General features: G+C 70.5%; 21 protein-coding genes, 2 tRNA genes and 2 pseudogenes. 10 read left to right on the forward strand and 15 right to left on the reverse strand.

Translation table 11 applies throughout. The features are described from left to right. Window positions 1-5 precede the first annotated feature (5 nt). Genes B277_RS07970 through der form a run of 6 tightly spaced genes read left to right on the forward strand, consistent with a single transcriptional unit; the run spans window position 6 to window position 5897 of the window. On the forward strand, window positions 6-935 hold the full coding sequence (locus B277_RS07970) for a segregation and condensation protein A (RefSeq protein ID WP_007927073.1): 930 nt from the start codon (window positions 6-8) through the stop codon (window positions 933-935). Next, a complete protein-coding gene (gene scpB / locus B277_RS07975) occupies window positions 928-1578 on the forward strand; it encodes an SMC-Scp complex subunit ScpB (protein ID WP_007927074.1) in 651 nt (216 codons plus the stop codon). Before B277_RS07970 ends, scpB begins: the two co-directional genes overlap by 8 nt. Further along, window positions 1575-2486, forward strand: a complete 912-nt coding sequence (locus tag B277_RS07980) for a pseudouridine synthase (protein WP_007927076.1) — start codon at window positions 1575-1577, stop codon at window positions 2484-2486. The genes scpB and B277_RS07980 overlap by 4 nt, the downstream gene beginning before the upstream one ends. Further along, window positions 2483-3610, forward strand: a complete 1128-nt coding sequence (locus tag B277_RS07985; RefSeq protein WP_083853695.1) for a prephenate dehydrogenase — start codon at window positions 2483-2485, stop codon at window positions 3608-3610. The genes B277_RS07980 and B277_RS07985 overlap by 4 nt, the downstream gene beginning before the upstream one ends. 22 nt (window positions 3611-3632) lie before the next feature. Next, window positions 3633-4331 (forward strand): (d)CMP kinase, encoded by a 699-nt coding sequence (cmk, locus tag B277_RS07990; protein WP_007927081.1) that lies wholly within the window; start codon window positions 3633-3635, stop codon window positions 4329-4331. Between the two features lie 42 nt (window positions 4332-4373). Further along, window positions 4374-5897: a ribosome biogenesis GTPase Der gene (der, locus tag B277_RS07995; RefSeq protein WP_040881157.1), complete on the forward strand. Its 1524-nt coding sequence runs from the start codon at window positions 4374-4376 to the stop codon at window positions 5895-5897. 30 nt (window positions 5898-5927) lie between these two features. Here the strand turns inward: der and B277_RS08000 are convergent, their stop codons facing one another. Genes B277_RS08000 through B277_RS08010 form a run of 3 tightly spaced genes read right to left on the reverse strand, consistent with a single transcriptional unit; the run spans window position 5928 to window position 8670 of the window. Then, the gene (locus tag B277_RS08000) at window positions 5928-7526 is read right to left on the reverse strand and encodes a radical SAM protein (protein WP_007927085.1); all 1599 of its coding nucleotides are present in this window, start codon (window positions 7524-7526) and stop codon (window positions 5928-5930) included. After that, the gene (locus B277_RS08005) at window positions 7523-7726 is read right to left on the reverse strand and encodes a hypothetical protein (RefSeq protein WP_007927096.1); all 204 of its coding nucleotides are present in this window, start codon (window positions 7724-7726) and stop codon (window positions 7523-7525) included. The genes B277_RS08000 and B277_RS08005 overlap by 4 nt, the downstream gene beginning before the upstream one ends. Beyond that, a complete protein-coding gene (locus B277_RS08010) occupies window positions 7696-8670 on the reverse strand; it encodes a prolipoprotein diacylglyceryl transferase (RefSeq protein ID WP_007927097.1) in 975 nt (324 codons plus the stop codon). The genes B277_RS08005 and B277_RS08010 overlap by 31 nt, the downstream gene beginning before the upstream one ends. A gap of 128 nt (window positions 8671-8798) precedes the next feature. Between B277_RS08010 and B277_RS17460 the strand changes: the two genes are divergently transcribed. Together B277_RS17460 and B277_RS08015 are read left to right on the forward strand one after the other, a co-directional pair. Beyond that, window positions 8799-8868: transfer RNA gene (locus tag B277_RS17460), tRNA-Pro, on the forward strand. Window positions 8869-8879: 11 nt separating this feature from the next. After that, window positions 8880-8953: transfer RNA gene (locus tag B277_RS08015), tRNA-Pro, on the forward strand. 56 nt (window positions 8954-9009) lie between these two features. Here the strand turns inward: B277_RS08015 and B277_RS16800 are convergent. Then, window positions 9010-10189 (reverse strand): annotated as a pseudogene (locus tag B277_RS16800) (DDE-type integrase/transposase/recombinase). 453 nt (window positions 10190-10642) lie between these two features. Here B277_RS16800 and B277_RS08025 point away from each other — a divergent pair. After that, on the forward strand, window positions 10643-10921 hold the full coding sequence (locus B277_RS08025; RefSeq protein ID WP_007927099.1) for an ArsR/SmtB family transcription factor: 279 nt from the start codon (window positions 10643-10645) through the stop codon (window positions 10919-10921). Between the two features lie 3 nt (window positions 10922-10924). After that, entirely contained in the window at window positions 10925-11317 is a 393-nt protein-coding gene (locus tag B277_RS08030) for a VOC family protein (protein ID WP_007927100.1), read from the forward strand. Between the two features lie 73 nt (window positions 11318-11390). Here B277_RS08030 and B277_RS08035 read toward each other — a convergent pair whose 3' ends face one another. The 11 genes and pseudogenes from B277_RS08035 to B277_RS19030 all read right to left on the reverse strand — a co-directional run. Further along, on the reverse strand, window positions 11391-12542 hold the full coding sequence (locus tag B277_RS08035; RefSeq protein ID WP_007927108.1) for a tyrosine-type recombinase/integrase: 1152 nt from the start codon (window positions 12540-12542) through the stop codon (window positions 11391-11393). Between the two features lie 61 nt (window positions 12543-12603). Beyond that, a complete protein-coding gene (locus B277_RS08040) occupies window positions 12604-12816 on the reverse strand; it encodes a helix-turn-helix transcriptional regulator (protein ID WP_007927110.1) in 213 nt (70 codons plus the stop codon). Then, a complete protein-coding gene (locus B277_RS08045) occupies window positions 12813-13397 on the reverse strand; it encodes a hypothetical protein (RefSeq protein ID WP_007927118.1) in 585 nt (194 codons plus the stop codon). Before B277_RS08045 ends, B277_RS08040 begins: the two co-directional genes overlap by 4 nt. 87 nt (window positions 13398-13484) lie before the next feature. After that, window positions 13485-15266, reverse strand: a complete 1782-nt coding sequence (locus tag B277_RS08050) for a TraM recognition domain-containing protein (protein ID WP_007927120.1) — start codon at window positions 15264-15266, stop codon at window positions 13485-13487. A gap of 97 nt (window positions 15267-15363) precedes the next feature. Beyond that, on the reverse strand, window positions 15364-15726 hold the full coding sequence (locus B277_RS08055; RefSeq protein ID WP_338009748.1) for a hypothetical protein: 363 nt from the start codon (window positions 15724-15726) through the stop codon (window positions 15364-15366). Between the two features lie 129 nt (window positions 15727-15855). Further along, window positions 15856-16302: a hypothetical protein gene (locus tag B277_RS08060; RefSeq protein WP_007927125.1), complete on the reverse strand. Its 447-nt coding sequence runs from the start codon at window positions 16300-16302 to the stop codon at window positions 15856-15858. A 42-nt stretch (window positions 16303-16344) separates the two neighbouring features. Beyond that, entirely contained in the window at window positions 16345-16722 is a 378-nt protein-coding gene (locus B277_RS08065) for a helix-turn-helix transcriptional regulator (RefSeq protein ID WP_007927127.1), read from the reverse strand. A 71-nt stretch (window positions 16723-16793) separates the two neighbouring features. Then, window positions 16794-18299: a hypothetical protein gene (locus tag B277_RS08070; RefSeq protein WP_007927129.1), complete on the reverse strand. Its 1506-nt coding sequence runs from the start codon at window positions 18297-18299 to the stop codon at window positions 16794-16796. After that, window positions 18293-19084, reverse strand: a complete 792-nt coding sequence (locus B277_RS08075; RefSeq protein WP_007927131.1) for a hypothetical protein — start codon at window positions 19082-19084, stop codon at window positions 18293-18295. Before B277_RS08075 ends, B277_RS08070 begins: the two co-directional genes overlap by 7 nt. A 51-nt stretch (window positions 19085-19135) precedes the next feature. Further along, the gene (locus B277_RS08080) at window positions 19136-20605 is read right to left on the reverse strand and encodes an SCO6880 family protein (RefSeq protein WP_040881164.1); all 1470 of its coding nucleotides are present in this window, start codon (window positions 20603-20605) and stop codon (window positions 19136-19138) included. A gap of 6 nt (window positions 20606-20611) precedes the next feature. After that, window positions 20612-20874 (reverse strand): annotated as a pseudogene (locus tag B277_RS19030) (conjugal transfer protein TrbL); the annotation flags it as partial.

The raw sequence follows: 20874 nt of genomic DNA on the forward strand, positions 1-20874 counted from the left end.
TACCCGTGGAGGCCCCACCGGCCACTACGGCCCCCGAGGCCACCGAGTCCCACGCGCCGGACCCCGACGTCGCCGTCCCCGGCGGTGTCATCACCAAGCGGGGTGCGGAGCAGGCCTTCACCGTCCATCTCGACAACTTCGAGGGGCCCTTCGACCTGCTCCTGGGGCTGATCAGCAAGCACCAGCTGGACATCACCGAGATCGCGTTGGCCAAGGTCACCGACGAGTTCATGGTGCACCTGCGCGCGCTTCAGGCTAGCGAGCCGTCATGGGACCTGGGTCAGACGAGCGAGTTCCTCCTCGTCGCGGCCACGCTGCTCGACATCAAGGCATCGCGCCTGCTGCCCAACACGGGTGATGGTGACGAGGAGGACCTCGAGCTCATCGAGGCCCGTGACCTGCTCTTCGCCCGCCTGCTGCAGTACCGCGCCTTCAAGGACGTGGCCGCGCGCTTCGGCGAGACGCTCGCGACGACCGGCCGGATGACGCCACGCCAAGCCGGTCTCGAGCCCCACCTCGCCTCGCTCCTCCCGGAGCTGGTCATCAGCGTGACGCCCGAGCAGCTGGCCATGGTCGCCGCCCGGGCGCTCACCCCCAAGGAGCCCGAGACCGTCGGCCTGACCCACCTGCACGCACCCGCCGTCAGCGTCCGCGAGCAGGCGGCCCTCGTCGTCGACCGGCTGCGGTCGGAGGGCACGCTCTCCTTCCGCACGCTCGTGCAGGACGCGGACTCGACGCTCGTCGTCGTGGCCCGCTTCCTCGCGCTGCTCGAGCTCTTCCGCGACAAGCAGGTCGCGCTCGACCAGCCCGAGGCCCTCGGCGACCTCGAGGTCAGCTGGACCGGTAGCCAGGAGGGCACCGTGGACGTCGGTGCCGAGTTCGACGAAGGGGAGGCACCGCCCCCTTCGTCCGAGGAGGAGATGCCCGATGAGTGAGCCGACACCCTCACCCTCCGCCGCGACCGCCCCACCGGCGGGCGTGCCGGAGGGGGACGACGTGCAGGTCGCCTTCGACGTCGGAGACCTGCCCGGCGGCGCCCGCGGCGCCATCGAGGCCGTGCTGATGATCGTCGAGGAGCCCGTCACCGACCACGCGCTGTCGTCGGCTCTCGAGCTGCCCGTCGAGGAGATCCGAGAGCACCTCGGCGCCCTCGAGGAGGCCTACGCCGACGGCCGGCACGGCTTCACCGTGCGCAACGTGGGGGGAGGATGGCGCTTCTACAGCCACCACGCCTACGCCCCGGTCGTCGAGCGCTTCGTCCTGGACGGTCAGCAGTCCCGCCTGACGACCGCCTCCCTCGAGACCCTCGCCGTCATCGCCTACCGGCAGCCGATCTCGCGGGCGCGCATCGGCGCGATCCGCGGGGTCAACGTCGACGGTGTCGTGCGCACCCTCCTCACCCGCGGCCTCATCGTCGAGGTCACCAAGGACGAGGAGTCCAATGCGACGCTCTACGGGACGACCCCGTACTTCCTCGAGCGGATGGGTCTGAACACGCTCGACGACCTCCCGCCGATCGCCCCCTACCTGCCCGATGCCGCAGTGCTCGACGAACTCGTGAATGAGGCCCGCCCATGACCCCGCCCCAGAACCGTCGCCCCGGAGGACCGCAGGGTGCACCCCGCGGCAAGGGACCCAAGAAGCCGCCCCGACCCGGCCGGCGCCCGCAGCCCGACCGCGGCACGAGCGGCCGCAGCCGGCAGGGACAGCCGCAGCTGGCCCCCGAGCCCCCGCAGGCACCCACGATCGACGTCCACGACCCCCAGGGCACCCGCCTGCAGAAGGTGCTCGCCGCGGCGGGCATCGGCTCCCGCCGCGCCTGCGAGCTGCTCATCAGCGAGGGGCGCGTCGAGGTCGACGGACAGGTCGTGCGTGAGCTCGGCGTGCGCGTCGACCCGCTGCGGCAGACCGTCCACGTCGACGGCGAGCGGGTGCACCTCGACGAGTCGCGCGTCTACCTCGCCTTCAACAAGCCCACCGGTGTGGTCACGACGATGTCCGACGAGCTGGGCCGGGTGAGCATCGGCGACTACGTCGCCGGGCGACCCGAGCGGCTCTTCCACGTCGGGCGGCTGGACGCCGACACCGAGGGCCTGCTCATCCTCACCAACGACGGCGACCTCGCGCACCGCCTCCAGCACCCCGCCCACGGCGTGCTCAAGACCTACATCGCGGAGATCCCCGGCCCCGTGCCCAAGGACCTCGGCAAGCGGCTGCGCGACGGGGTCGAGCTCGAGGACGGTCCGGTGCGGGTCGACTCCTTCAAGGTCGTCGACTCCCGGCCGGGCAAGGCGATCGTCGAGGTCATCCTCCACGAGGGGCGCAAGCACATCGTCCGCCGCATGCTCGACCACGTGGGCCACCCGGTCCTCTCGCTCGTGCGGACCCAGGTCGGCCCGATCACGCTCGGCACGACGAAGTCGGGCCGGTGGCGCAACCTCAGCCGGCAGGAGATCAGCGACCTGTACAAGGCTGCCGGGCTGTGACCACGGCCGACGAGGCGAAGGGGGCAGCCACAGCACTCCCTCCGGTGCACGTCATCGGCACCGGGCTCATCGGGACGAGCATCGGGCTCGCCCTGACCGCGGTCGGGGTCGACGTCAGCCTCGAGGACCAGTCGGAGACCTCGGCCGCCCTGGCCCGCGACCTCGGCGCCGGCCGGATCAGCGGGGAGGTGGCCCCGGGGGTCGTGGTCGTCGCCGCGCCACCCGACGTCTCCCCGCGGCTGGTGCTCCGTGCCCTCGAGCGCTGGCCCGACGCCGTGGTCACCGACGTCGCCTCGGTCAAGCAGGTGGTCCTCGCCGACGTCTCCCGTGCCGGCGTGCCCATCGACCGCTACGTCGGCAGCCACCCCATGGCCGGCCGCGAGCGCTCGGGGGCCATCAGCGCCCGCGGTGACCTCTTCACCGGGCGCGCCTGGGTGCTCTGCCCGCACCCGGGCAGCGACCCCGCCGCGACCGAGCTCGTCGCTGCGGTGGCCCGCGCGACGGGTGCCGCGGTCACGACGCTCAGCCCGGCCGAGCACGACGCTGCCGTGGCCGCGGTCTCCCACGTGCCCCAGGTGGCGGCGTCTCTCGTCGCCGCCCGCCTCGAGCACCTGAGTGACGAAGCCGTCGGCCTCGCCGGTCAGGGCGTGCGTGACGTCACGCGCATCGCGGCCAGCGACCCCGGGCTGTGGACCCAGATCCTCTCCGGCAATGCACTCGCGGTCGCCGACGTCCTGCGCTCCGTGCGGGACGACCTCGGTGAGCTCGTCGCCGCGCTCGAGGCCCTCGGCGCCGACGAGGACGACGTGGCCGATGCCCCGGGGGCGCGGGCCGTGCTGGCCCGCGCCATCGCCGACGGCAATGCCGGTCACGCCCGCATCCCCGGCAAGCACGGTGCGCCGCCCGCCACCTACGCCGTCGTCAGCGTGGTCGTCGACGACCGCCCCGGCGAGGTCGCCCGACTCCTCACCGACATCGGTGACGCGGGGGTCAACATGGAGGACCTGCGCCTCGACCACGGGCTGGGCCTGCCCTTCGGTCTGGCGGAGGTCTCCGTGCTCCCGGCCGCAGCCGGTCCGCTCACCGAGGCCCTCACGACGCGAGGGTGGCAGCTGCACTCCTGACGGGCGACTAGGCTGGGCCCTCGTGACCAGCCAGCCCGCCCCCTTCGTCATCGCCATCGACGGCCCCTCGGGCTCCGGCAAGTCCAGCGTCTCCCGTGCGGTCGCGACGCGGCTCGGTGCCGGCTACCTCGACACGGGCGCCATGTACCGGGCCCTCACGTGGTGGTGCCGGCACACCGAGGTCGACCTCGGTGACGCCGCGGCCATCACCGCAGCCGCCGTCGCTCTGCCGCTCGACATCGGTGACGACCCGCAGGCACCCAGCGTCACCGTCGACGGCACGGACGTCGCAGCGGACATCCGCACGAGCGAGATCTCCTCGCTGGTCTCGACCGTCGCCACGGTCCCGGACGTGCGCGTGGAGATGCAGCGTCGGCAGCGTGCGCTCATCGACGACATCGCCGCCCGGCACGGGGCCTGCGTCGCCGAAGGGCGGGACGTCACGACGGTCATCGCCCCGGACGCCGCCGTGCGGATCCTGCTCACCGCCAGTGAGGAGGCGCGCCTGCGCCGTCGCTCGCTCGAGGTTCACGGCGCCACCGACGAGGCCTCCATCGCGGCGACCCGCGACCAGGTCGTCCGTCGCGACCGTGACGACTCGACCGTCTCGCAGTTCACCGAGGCGGCCGACGGCGTGACCGTCGTCGACACCTCGGACCTCGACTTCGCAGGATCGATCGACGCGGTGATGTCGCTCGTCGATGCCGCGCGCGGTCGCTGACCCGCCCCGACCACCAGCCGCCACCGGCCGGTGGCTGCGACAATGGGCGACACCACCAACTCTCCAGGAGCACCGTTGAACACCACCCCTGAACCCACCGACCCCACCGGGACGGATGACGCGGCGCACGCCGAGGGCGTCGAGCGGGTGCTGCGTGCCGGGCTCGAGGACTTCGAGCTGACGGCCGAGGACCGGGCGATCATCGACGGCTTCCAGCCGGAGGCCGACGAGGTCGCGGCCGGACCGCTGCCGGTCGTCGCCATCGTCGGACGGCCCAATGTCGGCAAGTCGACCTTCGTCAACCGTGTGCTGCGCCGTCGTGAGGCCGTCGTCGAGGACACGCCCGGCGTGACCCGCGACCGGGTCGCCTACGACGCGGAGTGGTCGGGCCGCCGATTCACCCTGCTCGACACCGGTGGCTGGGAGATCGGCGCCCAGGGCATCCACCTGCGTGTCGCCGAGCAGGCCGAGGTCGCCATCGACATGGCCGACGTCGTCGTCTTCGTCGTCGACGCGGTCGTCGGTGCCACGGACGACGACGAGGCCGTCGTCAAGCTGCTGCGCGCGTCCGGCAAGCCGGTCGTGCTCGTCGCCAACAAGGTGGACGACCAGCGCTTCGAGCCGGACGCGGCCGCGCTGTGGAACCTCGGGCTCGGCGAGCCCCATCCGGTCTCCGCGCTGCACGGCCGGGGGAGCGGGGACGCGCTCGACGCCGTCCTCGACGTGCTGCCCGAGGTCTCCGCTCGTGGTGGCGCGGTGCCCGAAGGGGGTCCCCGCCGGGTCGCGCTCATCGGCCGCCCCAATGTCGGCAAGTCCAGCCTGCTCAACAAGCTCGCGGGCGAGGAGCGGGTCGTGGTGGACAACGTCGCCGGGACGACCCGCGACCCGGTCGACGAGCTCGTCGAGGTCGGTGGTCGGCAGTGGCGCTTCGTCGACACCGCCGGTATCCGTCGGCGGGTCCACCAGACCCGAGGCGCCGACTTCTACGCCTCGCTCCGCACGCAGGCCGCGCTCGAGAAGGCCGAGGTCGCCGTCGTGCTCATCGACACGCACGAGCCGATCACGGAGCAGGACCTGCGCATCATCAGCCAGGTCGTCGAGGCCGGTCGGGCGCTCGTCATCGGGTACAACAAGTGGGACCTGCTCGACGAGGAGCGACGCTTCTACCTCGAGCGCGAGATCGAGCGCGATCTCGTGCAGGTCACGTGGGCCCCGCGCGTGAACCTCTCGGCCCAGACCGGCCGCCACGTCGACCGGCTGACCCCCGCGCTCGACACGGCGCTGGAGTCGTGGGACCGCCGCGTGCCCACGTCGCGGCTCAACGCGGTGCTCGGCGAGATCGCCTCGTCGCACCCGCACCCGGTGCGCGGCGGCAAGCAGCCCCGCATCCTCTTCGCCACCCAGGCGTCCACCCGTCCGCCGCGCTTCGTCATCTTCGCTTCGGGCTTCATCGAGGCTGGCTACCGGCGCTTCCTCGAGCGGCGGCTGCGTGAGGAGTTCGGCTTCGAGGGCACGCCCATCGAGATCAGCGTGCGGGTGCGCGAGCGACGCGGCCGGCGCCGCTGAGGTGGTCGCGACGCCGCCTCGGCGGAGTCGTCAGACCGCACTGACCGGCAGCTGACGGCGGGCGCCCGCGCCGACCTTCTGCCGGGCCAGCGGCGCCCACGCCTGGACGGCGCAGAAGGGTGCGCACTGCTCTCCCTTCGTCCCCCGGGTGCCGACGTGGACACAGCACTGCGTCAGCCGCTCCTCGATCATCGTGTTGATGTCCATGAAGGGCTTGACGCTGATCCGCTTGACCCGCTCGCCCATGAGGCGACGCAGTCGCTCGTGCTGACCCGGCAGTCGTGACGTGACGAGCGTCGTCAGGGTCGACAGGCCGAGGTCGCAGGTCTGGCAGACGGCCTTCCACAGGTCGCCGACCTGCGGGTGGGAGAGAGAGGTCTGCTCGCTCAGCAGGCCGAGCACGGCGTCCTTGACGACCGCGCGCATCTGCTCGGGGATGGCCTGGTCGGTGATCCGGTTGGCGAAGCTCTCCGGCGCGAGGTCGAGCCACTGCTTGAGCTGGTCGTGCCCGACGATGGCGGTGAGCGATCGCCAGGTGTCGGAGTCGTCCCGCAGCAGATAGCCGACCGACGCGCAGTGCGGGTGACTGCACGGCAGTGCCGTGAGGTCGCGCCACGTCACGAGTCCCTCCGTCTGGGGCCCCATCCGGGCCAGGACACCGGTGTGCGTCAGCCGGTCGGTGGCGTCGATCGCACCGGATCGGCCGGAGCCGAAGATCGGCTGGATCGAGACCCCGCAGACGAAGGGGGTCTCCAGCGAGCGGGTGATGACGTGCCCGATCTCGTCGTCGTTGACCCCGAGCTCGGCGGTCATCGTCAGGGTGGTGAAGACCCCGGCCTCGCTCAGGCGGGAGATCGCACGGTCCTTGTGGGCCCGCAGATCGCCGCCACGGTGGTGCAGCGAGGCCTCGGCGCTCGATCCGTCGTACTGGAGGTAGATCTCGACGCGCTGCCGGTGCCGGCGCAGCAGCGCGACGAGGGCGTCGTCGCGGGCGACGGTCAGACCGTTGGTGTTGATGAGGATCCGCACCACGGGCCGCGCGACGAGCTCGTCGAGGAGCCGCTCGAGGTCGGGGTAGAGCGTGGGCTCACCACCGGAGAGCATGAGCACGTCGAGCCGGCCGTCCTCCCGGGCGAGGCGGGCGTCGACATTGGCCAGCACCTCCTCGACGCTCGCGACGCCGGTGAGCGCAGGAGCGGAGTCGGCGAAGCACGTCGGGCAACGCAGGTTGCAGTGCTCGGTGACGTCCTCGAGGAGGATGCACGTGTGCTGGGTCTGCATCTCGGGCAGGCCGTCGAGGTAGGCCGCCGGTACCGGGTCGAAGTTGCCGGAGAGGTCGGGGACGTGCGACTTGGTGGGGGCGGTCCACTCCTCGAGGTAGGACAGGATCTGCGGGTCCTCGTCGTAGAGGGTGCGCACGAGCCCGTGGTCGGGGCAGCCCCGCTCGAGCCAGATGCGCCCGTCGCGCTCGGCGAGCCAACCGCTGAGCCGGCGTACCTCGGTCAGGTCGGCGTCGAGCGACTCCTCGTGGCAGGTGGGGCAGAAGGCGTTGACGTAGCGATGGATCCGGTCGCCGCGCAGAGGACGACCCGGTCCGGCATCGGGCTGCGCGGCGGGGCGAGGCGTCACAGCAGGACCCCGCTCGAGTCGTTCTGGTACATCTGGGCGAAGCCGAAGACCAGGGCGGTGCAGACGCCGGCGCTCGAGATGAGCCACAGGCCGCCGGCCACCAGGCAGGCCACGCCCCAGCCGCGCAGGCGGTCCGGGATCATCAGCACGCAGCCAGCCAGGAGCAGGATCACCGGGGTGGCGATGACACCGAGGACCACCAGCCAGGCTCCGTCCCCGGCGGGCCCGGGCACGACGCTGCTGACACCCCAGGTGAGCAGCGCGATGACGACGGGTCCGAGGAGGCCGACGAGCGCGCCGATGCCGGCGCCCGCGCCCATGCCGAGCCCGGTGCGTGGGGGAGCGGGGTAGGGGCTACCCGATGGCGGGGGCTGGACCATGCTCGACTCCTTGGGGTTGACGGCGCACCGCGACGGCGCTGCGCCAGATGAGGAGGGGGGAGGGTGGCCGCGAGGAAGAGCTGGGGCCGGGTCAGGCCCAGCCACGCCACCTCGTTGCCACGGACGGCCTCGACACCGAAGCGGAAGAGTGCGTACCCCGTGATGTAGAGGGTGAAGAGATCGGCCGCGTCGGCGAGCCTGTCCCGGCAGATCCAGATGGCGAGCAGAGCCAGCAGGTGGAAGGCGATCTCGTAGGCGAAGGACGGGTGGAGCCGGGTGCCGAGAGGGACACCCCAGGCTGCGGCGTCGGCGGTGGAGGTGACCGTGACCGCCCACGGCACGTCCGTGGCGGTCCCGGGTGGCTCGGTGAGCAGGCACCCCACGCGACCCACGGCCATGCCCGCAGCCACGGCGGGCGCGAAGAGGGCGCCCGTGCGCCACTGCATCCGCAGCAGCCGCTTGCCGACGAGCACCGCGACGTACGCGAAGGCGAGCCCGCCGAGGATGCTCCGGTTGCCGTAGAGCCAGTGCACCGCGAGCGGGTCGTTGGCGCTGGGCTGGAGGTGCTGGAGCCACGTGCCGAGGCGGGCGCCGACGGCGCCGAAGCCGACCGCGAGGGCGACGAGCGCCCAGATCCGCTCGTCGGACACCCCCCGGCGCCATTTCTCCAGGGCGAGGACTCCGCCGGCGGTCAGGACTCCGATACCGACCCACAGGTCGTGCGTCATGGACGGCGTCCACGACGTCGGGAGGCTCGGGTCCATGCCTCCTGATCCTGCCAGTTGACGTGGTGTGGTGGGCCGGAGCGAAGGGAGCGACCCGCCGGTGGACCCGATTCGGCCACGGCCGTGGGAGTGGGTTAAAGTGACGTTCGCTCCTGCGGGAGCGGCCACGGGCTGTGGCGCAGTTTGGTAGCGCACTTGACTGGGGGTCAAGGGGTTTACCCCTCCTGGTTGGCTCAAAAATTGAATAACGGGATGTGGCGCAGCTTGGTAGCGCACCTGACTGGGGGTCAGGGGGTCGCAGGTTCAAATCCTGTCATCCCGACGTATGTGATGTCTCAGGACATCGGCATAGCCGGACCTACGATTTTGTAGGTCCGGCTATTGCTTTTGTGGGCCGGGTTTTCGGCCGGTGGGTTGGTAGTCGCGGGTGGGGTCGAGGGTCAGCTCGCGCAGGAGTTCGCCGGTGGCGGCGTTGATGATGCGGATCTCGAGGTCTTGGACCAGGAGCAGGACGTAGGTTCCGGCGTAGGGTCGGCCGACTCCGATGTGGTGCAGTCGCCCGTGGTTTCGCAGGGTGACGACGCCAGATTTGTCGATCTTGTCGGTCCGGACGCGCTCGTGGGTACCGGTCGGGGCGCCGGGGGGCGGCTTTGGGGCGGGCGGTGTACGCGGTGGCGGGGGTGGCGCGGTGCGGCAGGGATCGGTGGGGTCGCCGGTTGTTGTACTCGTCGCGGAAGTCGTCGATCAGGGTGTGCAGGGCCTGGACCGTGGCGGGTTGTTCGGGTTGGGCACGCAGCCACTTCTTCATCGTCTGCTGGAAGCGCTCGACCTTGCCGCACGTCGTGGGGTGCGCGGGTCGGGAGTTCTTCTGGGTCACGCCCAGGGCGGCCAGGTGGGTCTCGAGGGCGTTCTTGCCGCCGCGGCCGCCGGCCAGTCGGGTGGTGAAGACCATCCCGTTGTCGGTCAGCGTGCTTGCGGGGCAACCGTGCTCGTCGGTCGTGGCTTGGAATGCGGCCAGCACGATCGGGCCGGTGACCCGGGTGTGGGCGCTGATGTGCAGCGCGTAGCGGGAGTGGTCGTCGAGCCAGGTGAGGATCTCCACGTCGCGGCCGGTGGTCAGACGGTAGTGCGTGAAGTCGGACTGCCAGGTCTCGTTGGGTTGCTCGGCCTCGAAGCGGATGTAGGAGGATTTCGGGCGCTTCTTCGGCTCGGGCACCACGCGTCCTGCTCGAGTGAGGATGCGGTTGATCGTGGCCCGGGAGGTCGTGACGTCGTGGTGGTGACGCAGGTGCCAGCCGATGGTCTCGGCGCCGGCGTCCAGGCCTCGCGTGCTCAGCTGGTCACGTAGCTGCAGCACGAGGTCGACCGTGGCCTGCGGGGTGGCGGTGGTGAAGGTGTTGGGTCGACGGGAACGCGGCTCGAAGGCCTGCTCGCCCACGGCGCGGTAGCGGGCCATCAACTTGCTGATCCAGCCCTGAGAGACGCCATAAGTGCGGGCGACCTCGGACTGCGACTGACCGGCCAGGACCGCGGTGATCACAAGACGACGTTTCGACATGCCCCAGCATCAGGACCACATCCATCCCAATGTCGTGAGACACCCCTATTCCAATGTCCTGAGACACCCCTCATTCCAATGTCCTGAGACACCCAATTCCGATGTCCTGAGCCAGCACACTGTCATCCCGACGTAAAAGCCCTGGTGAGAGCATGTTTCTCGCCGGGGCTTCGTCATGTCTTGGGAGGGTTTTTGTTGGTCCCCCTCTGGTCCCCCTGGACCCGCGCACGCTCGGGCTGCCTGTGGATAGATGGGCCCTCCGAGACCCCTTCCCTGTGGATAAGGGGACCAAAAGGGGACCAGAACGATTCCCGGCCTCATTCGCCCCCCTGCCCGGCTGTTATCGGATGGACGTGAGGACTCGGTAGTCCCCGCTTCTCTCGGACGCGGGCGAGAGCGGCTCGCGTGAACCGAGGCTTGATATGCAAGTAGCCACTTGCCTACTGTGGAGGCGTGGGAGACATCTACCAAGCACTCGCCGATCCGACCAGGCGCCTCATCCTCGATGAGCTCTCCGAGCGCGATGGGCAGAGCTTGTTCGAGTTGTGCGGCCGGCTGGCGATGCGGCATGGCATTGCGTCGTCCAGGCAGGCGATCTCCCAGCATCTGACCGTCTTGGAAGAAGCGGGACTTGTCAGCTCGCAACGTTCTGGGCGGACGAAACTCCTCTCCCTGCACACCGAGCCGCTGCGGGAGATCACCGAACGCTGGCTCACCGAACCGAAGGAATGACTCATGAGCATCCGAATCAACGTCACGAGCGTCTTCGTTGACGACCAGGCCAAGGCACTCGCCTTCTACACCGACAAGCTCGGCTTCGTCCCCAAGAACGACGTGCCACTGGGCGAGTTCCGCTGGCTGACCGTGGTCGGACCTGACGCACCCGACGGCCCCGAGCTGCTGCTGGAGCCCAATCAGCACCCTGCGGCCAACGCCTATACAGCCGCACTCGTCGCCGACGGCATCCCGGCAGCCTCCTTCGCCGTTGACGATGTGGCCGCGACCTATGCGCAGCTTGTTGCTGGCGGCGTCCGATTCACGCAAGAACCGACACCGATGGGGCCTGTCGTCACCGCCGTATTGGACGACACCTGCGGAAACCTCATCCAGCTCACAAGCCCGGCATAACACAGGCCACCGTCGTTCACGTCCAGCATTGCCGCCTGCATCGGTTTGCCCCGAGTCCAGCCCGATCGCGGAGCTAGATGCCGCGCTTGGGCGGCTGACTCTGGCGCGCATGGCGACGCTGCCCCGCGGCAGAGAGGAAGGCGTTGGCCTGCTCAGCGGCGGAGGCGAGGTGGCGGTCGTCGGGGTGCAGGTAGCCGCGGGTGGTCTCCAGCGAGGCGTGCCCGAGGATGTCTTGGAGGACGTGCAGAGGGATGCCGGCGTCGGCCATCCAGGTCGCCCCGGTGTGGCGCAGGCCGTGCCGGGTGAGGTCAGGCAGCCCGAGCTTCGCCACGACGCCGTCCCAGTTCGTGGCGTCGCGGACGGTCGCAGTGGTGAGGTAGCCGCCCTTCGGACCGACCAGCAACGAGTCCGCGGGCTCCTTGCCGTCGGTGAGGCGTTCGAGCACGGGCCGGAGCGGTTCGAGGATCGGCACGCGTCGCTCTTTGCGGCTCTTGGTCGGCTTCGTGACCAGGCCACCCTTGCCGGGGAACACCTGCCGGCGGATCACCACGAGGTTCTTGTCGAAGTCGACATCCCCGACCTGCAACCCAGACACCTCCGAGGACCGGGCCGCGAGCAGCGCGGCGAGCATCACGAAGTCGCTGTAGGACTGATGCACCTTCCCGCATGCGCGCGCGAGGCGGTTGAGGGTCTTCATGTCCGGGATCGCGTGCGCCCGCGGGGAGGCGTGTTCGGCGGACTGGCCGCGGAAGGCGTTGCGATTCAGGCTCCGCTTGGCACGGTTCTTCGCGGGGTTGATCTGGATCAGCCCGTCCCGCACGGCTTCATCGAGCACCCGCACGAGCGGGGCGATAGTGTTCTTGATAGTTGAGGCGCCGTGACGCTGTTCCCACTCATCAATGGTGCGGTCGATGATCCCCGCGGTGATTTGGGTGACCGGCAGATGCCCGAGCGCGGGCAGCACCCGCAGCTTCAGCCCGTACCCGTAGGTCTCGCCGGTGGAGGTCGGGTCCAGGCCCCGCGCCCACCGGTCGCCGATGGAGGTGACGAACTCCAGCAGCGTCATGGACACGTCCATGCCCTTGGTCGAGGAGTTGCGGAGCTGGTCGAAGAACGCGTGCGCGGCCGCTTCGTCCCGCACGATCTCCGAGCGGATCACCCGGCGCTTGGTGGTCGGGTCCGTCCACCGGGCGCGGGCGCGGATGCCGTAGGAGCGGCGCTCCATGTCCGTGGAGACCTTCACACCAATCGGCGGGACCGGCTTGGGCTCAGCGGTCGGCTGCGGCTCAGCTCTCCGGGGCATGGTCGTGTTCCAGCTCCGCCAGCCAGCGATCCACGGCGTCGAGCCGATACCGGGCGATCCCGCCCAGGCGCAGGAACGGCGGCCCCGTGCCCGCCGACCGCCACCGCGACAGGGTGGACTCCGAGACCTTCAAGTACGCCGCGACCTCGCGGCTGTGCATGAGCGGCGACACCACGAGCGTCCCTTCGTCGCTCATGACAGTTCTCCGGTGTCGGGGTCGAGGGTGCGGTAGAACGCTTCCTCGGCGTCGCGGCGAGCCTGGACGTCGGCCATGACGAACTCCACGAACTCGGCGTCGCGGTCGATGATCGGCAGGTCCTGGATCGGGTCGGCGGGTTCCTCACCGGGCCAGACGGTCTGCCTGGTGGGCCGGTCGTGGTCGAGCTTCGTGCCGGACGCAGCGACCCATTCGCGCAGCCGCTGGCGGGCGTCGGCGAAGTCGCGGTGCCAGCCCAGTGGCGCGGAGCCGTTCTGCTCGGGGTCGTAGGCGCACAGCCAGTGCAGGTGCAGCGCGGACAGCTCCCACAGCAGCTCAGAGTGGGCGTACCAGGCGGGCGGGATCACCGCGGCGGGCAGACCGTAGGTGTGCCGCAGCCAGTCCACCCACCGGTTCAGCTCCAGCCACTCGACCTCGGCATCGTCGGCGTTCAGCAGGTTCCAGTTGATCGGGTGCGGCGGCTCCGCGATCAGCGGGTCCTCGAAGCCCTCGTCGCCGTCCAGCTCCGGGCCGGGCAGGTCGCCCGTGGTGGCGTCATCGTCGCGGGGATCGTCGGACATGGTGTGCTCCTGTCTGCTCTCGCGGTCCCCGGTCATGCCGGGGCTTTCTATGGCAGGCAGGTGGGCGCGGAGGCGACTGGCGTGTGCTCAGGTGTCAGAGCGGCGCAGCAGGGCCTCTATCTGCGCACGATCGGCGGTGAGCTGGGTGGTGTCGGGGCGCTTTGGCCACGGGTGCAGGTCGGTGACGATCGGGGGCGCGGAGCGCAGCAGCACGATCCCGGTGCCGAACGGTAGCCGGCGGATGCGGTCGGGCGGGAAGATCGGCACCCGCCGGACGGAGCGCTGGTTGGAGCGGGTGCCGTGGTCACCCAGCGTCACGGAGTCGGTGTACTCGTCGCGTTCCCCGACCAGGGCGCTGAGGTCTTGCAGATCGCGACTGTTGGAAGCGCCGCCGAGGATGACCTTGACGATCGACGCGTCCCAGATCGCGCCGGCCTGGTGCTCGTTCCACTTGTCCCGCGCCTGCGCGAGGGACTGGAGCACCGGCATCGTCGTGATGCCCGACCCGCCGCCTTCGGCCATCAGCGTCGGCAGCGACGGCAGGGGCGAGAGGTTGGCGATCTCATCCAGCGCCAGCAGCATCGGCGGATCGAGCCGCGCACCGGGTGAGCGCGCGGCGAGACGGCGGGCAGTCTCGATGAGGTCTTCCACCAGCGCCGCGACCAGTGCGGCGCTGGCTCCCGCACCGGACCCGGTGGCCAGGAGAAACAGGGTGCCGCGGTTCTGGATGAAGTGCTCGGGGTCGAATCCTTCACCGGGGCCGGGTGAGACGGCGTCGAGCACTCGGGGGTCGGCGAGCGATCCGAGGGCGAGGGACACGCCTTGCCAGATGGAGTCGCGGGTGCGGGGGTCGGAGTCGATCATCGCTTCCAGCGACTCGGCCCATCCGGTCGCCGCGCGGGTCGAGCCGGTCAGGATCGCCACCGCGTCGGCGGCTGCGGTCGGGTCGAGGGTCCAGCGGAACAGCTCGGCCGGTGGGCGGTGGTCGATCGCGGCGGCGTGCAGGAGCGCTTGCAGTGCGGCGCGGGTCTTGCCCTCCCAGAACCCGCCGCCGTCGACGCCGCCGGATGAGAGGCCGGTTCCGGCGGCGGCGAGCCCGGTGGCGCGGATCATCGCGGTCTGCGGGGACTCACAGCCCCGGATCGGTGACCACCGCATCCCCGCGGGCAAGCCTTCGGCGAGGTGTTGCGGGTCGAAGATCGCGACCGGCCCGACCCGGCTGCGGGCGCGCAGGGTCGCGGTCAGGTTGTCCGGCCGGGTCGAGGTCACCACGACGGCACCGGGGGCGTCGAGGATCGCGGGGATCACCAGGTGCAGGCCCTTCCCGGAGCGGGGCGGGCCGATGACCATGATCGAGTCCTCCACCGACGCCCACACCCCGGTGCCCTTAGAGGCGCCGAGCCGGTAGCCGACATCTTGCGGGCGTGGATTATCCAGCCCGGGGCGGAGGTTCCCGGCGCGACGCAGCAGCGCCTTCTCGGACGCGGCGGCAGCGACCTCATGCCTCGTGGCAATGCCCGCCATCCGGCGCGGGTCTTGCTCGACTCGGTGCGTGTGACGGCGCAGCCGCGACCAGACCCACACGCCGCCGGTGATGAGCACGGCGAGCAGGAGGCTCGTGACGAGCCAGTAGACGACCGGGCTCATGCCGGGCGCGTCCAGGGCGCCAGCGGGATCGCCCGGATCGAACAGCACACCGATCCCGGACGCAGGACCACCGGCGGGCTGGCTCGTGCCGGTGACGAATGCCGCGACGGACCCGGCGCCGCGGAGCACCAAGGCGATGCCGAACAGGCCGACCAGTCCGATCATGGCCGCGTTGGTCAGCTCATCACCGAACGAGCCGGTCTGCCGACCCTGACTGTTCATGGCAGCCGCCGGACGATCGTGGCGCCGGAGATACGGCCGACCAGCACCACCTCCACAACCCCGCCCGCAGCATCCGACCCGAGCCGGCCGGGGTCGATCAGGCACGGGCCGTACCGGTACCGGACGCGTCGGTGTGCCCGGTGACGACGGCGACCGCGATGTCCTCGCCGGGAACGAACCCGTCGCCTTCAACGGTTTGGAATACCGGCCGCGAGGCTGGCTTCTCGGGGTCAGGCGTCGGGTCGGGTGCTCGGCGACGTTGAGCCGCGATGATGTCGGTGAAGGTCGTCCCGTCTGCCTCGCGGACCTCGACCCGCGCCGGTGTCGTCCGGTCATCCGTGGCACGGTCGATGATCTGCCCGAATGAGGAACGCCGCCACGGCGGCGCGAACGGCTCGGGGTCCAGCCGTATCCCGTCGACGGTGACGGCCACGGTGCCGTCCTCGCGCACGTCGAGCACGACGAACGGAATAGACACCGGGACCGGTTCGGGCTCGACTCTCCTCATAGCGGCGAGGTGAACCAGCGATACCTTCGTCCCGCCCAGACCGGCAGCCGCGAGATGCTGACGTTTCGGCCCGCGCGCGGCTTACTCGCTGGGCGGCGTCAGCTCGATGCCGCGTGATGTAGCGAGAGCTTGGAGTTTCTCGGCATCGTCAGTCTGCACACAGACGGTCGCGCGGAGGCCTGCTTCCTCGCTGCGAAGCAGGTAGTAGGCGGTGCTGTCTGTGAGCAACTCACCGGCGGCGTCGAAGAACTCCCACCGCACTCGTATCAGCACGAGTAGGCCGGTGAGGTGGTTCTGATCCAAGAGTTCGTATCCCACGGAGTGGAGGCCGAGCTTCTGGTAGAGCGGGTAGGACTGCTTCAAGCCCTGCACCATCGCCTCTCGCGATTCGAGGACCCCGGAGAACCGGTCGTCTGCGATCAGGCCTGGCGTCGTCCAGAGGTCGGCCGCGGACTCGGCGTCGAGGTCGGTCATGGTGGCGGCGTAGCGGGTGAGGTAGTCGTCGATCTGTTCGTGGCTGATGCTCATACTTCGACGATACGAGCTAATGCCGACAAGGCTGTGACGGTTTTACGCCACCGTCTCAGGCGAGAGTGCGGTGGTGAGCTTCTCGAAAACGCTTCGTGCGCTTGAGGAACTGTAGGGGCCGATGGCGACCAGTGCCGCCAGCAGGGCGGACACCTCGCCGGGCGTGAGGGAGACCTGGCACGCTTGTTCCCGAGCGGCGACTCGGTAACCGCCTCGTGAACCCCTGACGACTTCAACCGGAATGCCGGCTTGTCGGAGCCTGGCGATATCTCGCTCGATGGTCCGCGCGCTGATCCCAACCAGGTCGGCGAGCTGGTTCGCAGTGGTGAGCTTCGGATGCCGTGCGCGTAGTTGCTCGATGACGGCGTGCTGCCGCTCGACCAGGGGAAGGAGCTGGTGCAGGCGGATGGAGGGTTCCATACGACCAGACTCGCACCTGAGCGACGGTGATGCCCGGAACAGCTTCGATCCGCCAAGGCCTGGCGTCCCGTTCACGGCTCAAGAGCATGCGATGGATCGCCATTCATGCGGGCAGTGGTATCGAACGCGGCCAGTTCGGCGGGGTGGAGTTGGTGCTGGACGACGAAGCTGCGGTCCTTGATGCGCCAGAGCCCTTGCCCGGTGCCCAGTCCCGGCAGGAGACGTTGCTCGGTGCCGGTGAGCCCGAGCGCGGTGGCGGTGGGGCCGAGCTGGTCGGTCTCTTGCCGGTAGACGATCCGGGTCTCCGCGTTCGCCAGCAGCGAGTTCGCCAGAGCACGGTTCGCTGAGCCGAGGTCACCGACGTTCTCCAGGTCGGTGAGCTTGTGGAACACGAGCAGGTTCGCCAGGCCGTAGTGGCGGGCGAGCCGCCAGTGCGCGTCCATCCGGCGCAGCAGCGCCGGATGCGACATCAGCCGCCACGCCTCGTCGTAGATGACCCAGCGTCGGCCGCCGTTCGGATCGAGGAGGGCGGCTTCCATCCACGCCGACGAGCACGTCATCAGCACCGAGATCAAGGTGGAGTTCTCGGTGACGCGGGACAGGTCCAGGCTGACCATCGGCAGCGTCGGGTCGAACCTCACCGTCGACGGGCCGTCGAACAGCCCGGCCAGGTCACCAGCGACGAGCCGCCGCAGCGCGTGCCCGACTTGACGGCCATCCTCAGCAAGTCGGCCGTCTGGATCGTCGGCCGGGTCTGGGCGCAGCAGCCGGTCGACCACCATCGGCAGAATCGGCACCTCGGTGTCGCGCACCGCGCCGGCCAGGGCGGTATCGATCGCGGTGTGTTCCAACGGCGCGAGCGGTCGAGCAAGGACGGTCTCGGTGAGCGCGCCCAGTAGGTCCCGGCGCCGCGCAGCCAGCGTGGTCGCCCACTCCCGGTCCGAGAGGCCACCGGGACGGTAGCCCTCATCGAGCGGGTTGAGCCTGTTGCCCATCCCGTGCCCGAGGATGATCGCCTTCCCTCCGACCGCTTCGGCGACACCGGTGTGCTCGCCTTTGGGGTCGCCGGGAACGTAGACGCGGTAGCCGAACGGCAGGCTGCGCGTGTAGAGGCTCTTGGCGAGCGAGGACTTCCCGGAGCCGACGATCCCGGCCAGGATCAGGTTCGGGGCGGTGATAATGCCCCGCCGGTACAGCACCCACGGGTCGTAGACGAACGACGACCCGGAGTAGAGATCCTGCCCGATGAACATCCCCTGCGGCCCGAGACCAGCTTCGGCCAAGAACGGGTAGTGGCCGGCGAAGACGGCGCTGGTGTCCTGATGCCGAGGCAGCCGGAACCTCCCCGGAGTACGGAGCGCGGCTGGCCCTGGCTCGCCGGCCGAGGACAGGTAGACCGTGGCTCGCCGTTCGGCACGCTCAGCCTCCAGCTTCGCGCGGGCCGTGGCCTTCTCCGCCTGCCGCTGCTCGTCGACGAGCCGGGCGGCTGCTTGTCGCCGCTGCTTTCGCAGCCGCCGTCGTTCGGAGGCCGGTGCGACGAGGACGGCGGTGTGCAGCTTCTCGTCCCGGCTCACCACGAGAGCCCCCGGGCCTGCTTGACGGCGGCGACGCCGGGATGCTCGAACCAGCTTCCGTCCCGGACTCCGCTGCGCCGTCTCGCCGTATCGCGCCCGGTCTCGCGGTCCGAGGGTGGGACGGGGGTGTCGTCGGGCGGGTCTGTCGCGTGGTCGGCGGGGATCAGGTGCCGCCGGTAGAGGGCAACGTGCCCGGCCTGCGGGTTGTAGGTCATCGCATAGTCGCCAGTCTCGGCCGGCCGATCCCCGGCACAGACAGGGCCGTGGTCGTGAACATCGCCGTTCTCCAAGGCGGCGTCGGTGGTCTCGTCGCCGTAGTCCCAGCCGGACAGATGCTCGATCCCCGCCTCGACGCCGTCACGGTCGATGAGGTCGAGAACCCGGTCGGCGTCCTCGCCTTGCAGGAACACGACCCCCACCCACTGTTCAACGAGTTGCGTCGGTGGGTTCCAGACGATCCGGCCGGAATGACTCATCGCGGCGTTGAGCCGGTCGTGGGCCCGGTCGATGAGCGTGCCGGCCCGGTGCAGCTCGTCGGCCGCCGACACCGCCTCGACCGCACCGCCGGCCGGGTCGCGTGCTTCGTCGGCCAGCTGATGCTGCTGGTTCAGGTGGGCGGTGGCGAGCTGGTCCAGGACTTGCCGGAGCGAGCGCACCCCGCCCAGCAGGTCACCGATCACCGCGTACATGTCGGCCGGGTCGGCGAAGCTGCGGGTGGCGTGCGCGAGCCCGCGCAACGCTTCGGACGCCTCGGCGGCGTCGCGGCCGGGATCGGCGAACGTGGGCATCACTGGCCTCCATCTGTGCAGGGTCTCGACGCCTGCCAGGTAGGCCAGCGGTCACACGATCCGGCACAGCGGGAGCGCCGCCGCGGTGAAGGCTGCGGCTTGCTGGCCGACGAGCCGGCGGGTCTCGCAGGAGGCTTGGATCGCGGACTGCTCGATCGCGGCGATCGCGGCTTCCAGGTCGTCGAGGGTGGGTGCCGTGATGCTGATGAGGCCGGAGACGCGGAGCACGCCGTGTCCGGCGGTGAGGTCGGCTTCCTGTTGGAGCACGTCGTGGTACTCGGCGGTCTGGGCGGCGTCCTCGATCTGTCCCATCCGTGCCCGCTGGGCCGCATCGGAGAGGTGTTCGACCTTCTTCTTGCGGATGTCGCGGGCGGCCTGATCCGAACGCATCGGCGTGTAGAGCAGCGAGACCGAGCGTTGGATGCCGGTGGACAGCAGCACAGGGGCGAGGAAGCCCGGGTAGACCATGCTCCGGGGCCATTCGGCGACCCAGAGGACGGTGTGCCAGGCCGAGTCGGTGCGCAGGCTGCCCCAGGTCTCGGTGACCGCGACCGGGCCGGCGGTGGCGAGGTCTTGCCCGAGCTTCCCGTGCCGTTCCAGTGCGGCGGCGACGGCCGGGTCGTAGGCCGAGCGCAGGATCACCGCGACCTGGCCGGGGCCGAGCCACCCGACCGGGGTCAGGTCCGCCGACCGCAGCGCGGCGGTTAGGGTCGCCATCTCTTGGCGCAGGACCGCGGCGGCGCCCCGGATGCCGCCGCCGGCGGTCCTGATCTGCCGGGCCGCGGTCTTCATGTCCAGGGAGAGGCTGATCGTGGTGGCGTGCCGTTCCCCGGCGGGACCGGCCCGTTCGATCAGCTCGGCGTAGGTGGTCGCGGCCCAGGAGTCGTCGGCGGTGCCGTGCTCGGCCCACCATTCGGCCAGTCCGGTCCCGGAGTCCGGCAGCGTCCGCTCCAGGACCTGCAGGGTCGCGATCCGCCCGGACCGGCAGATCGTGGCGAGCACCCGTCCCCAGGAGGTGACCCGGCGTTCCTGCTCGCCGGGGTCGAGCAGCACGAACGCGGGATGGGTGACTTCGCAGACCACGGTGAGGGTGGACTGGCGGGGGTCGTGGATCATGCAGGCCCCGGTCTCGGGGTCCAGATGCTCGCGCAGCCGGGCCATGTCGCCGGGCAGGGCGAGGTTCCCGGCCGGGCGCGGGGTGACGATCCGCCGCCGGTACAGCAGTTGCCCGCCGGTGGAGCGCCACAGCCACCAGCAGGCGACGGGGAGCCATTCGACCATCGGCCGCCCGGCGACGGGCACCCAGGTCAGCACCGCGGCGAGCACCCAGATCGGGGCGGTGTAGGCCAGCAGCATCCCGGCCCCGCCGTAGAACGCCGCCAGCACGCTCAGGCCGCCGATGCCGAGGGTGATGAGCTGTGAGATCGAGAGCCCCAGCAGCACACCCCGGCGCGTGAGGCGGGAGAACTTCACCGGCGTCAGCTCACTGCCCGGCGCTTTCTGATCTGTCGTGGCGGGCATGGCCGGTCACTCCTTTCCGGTTTGCGGCGGCGCTGGCTGGGACGGTGCCGGGGTGCGCGGCTGGGGTGCGGACGGCGGGGGCGGTGTCTTGGACGGCGCGGTCTGGCCGCTACCGGCTTGGCCTTCGGCGCCGCTGGCGGCGGTCTCGGCCTGTCCGGCGACTGCCTTGCCTGCCTTCGGGCCGGATTCGGCCGCGCCCTTGACGACCTGCGCTCCGACGACGACCGCCGCGGCCGGACCCGCCGCCGCAGCCACCGCCCCCCGCCTCC

The sequence above is a fragment of the Janibacter hoylei PVAS-1 genome (assembly GCF_000297495.1).
GTDB classification, from domain to species: domain Bacteria; phylum Actinomycetota; class Actinomycetes; order Actinomycetales; family Dermatophilaceae; genus Janibacter; species Janibacter hoylei.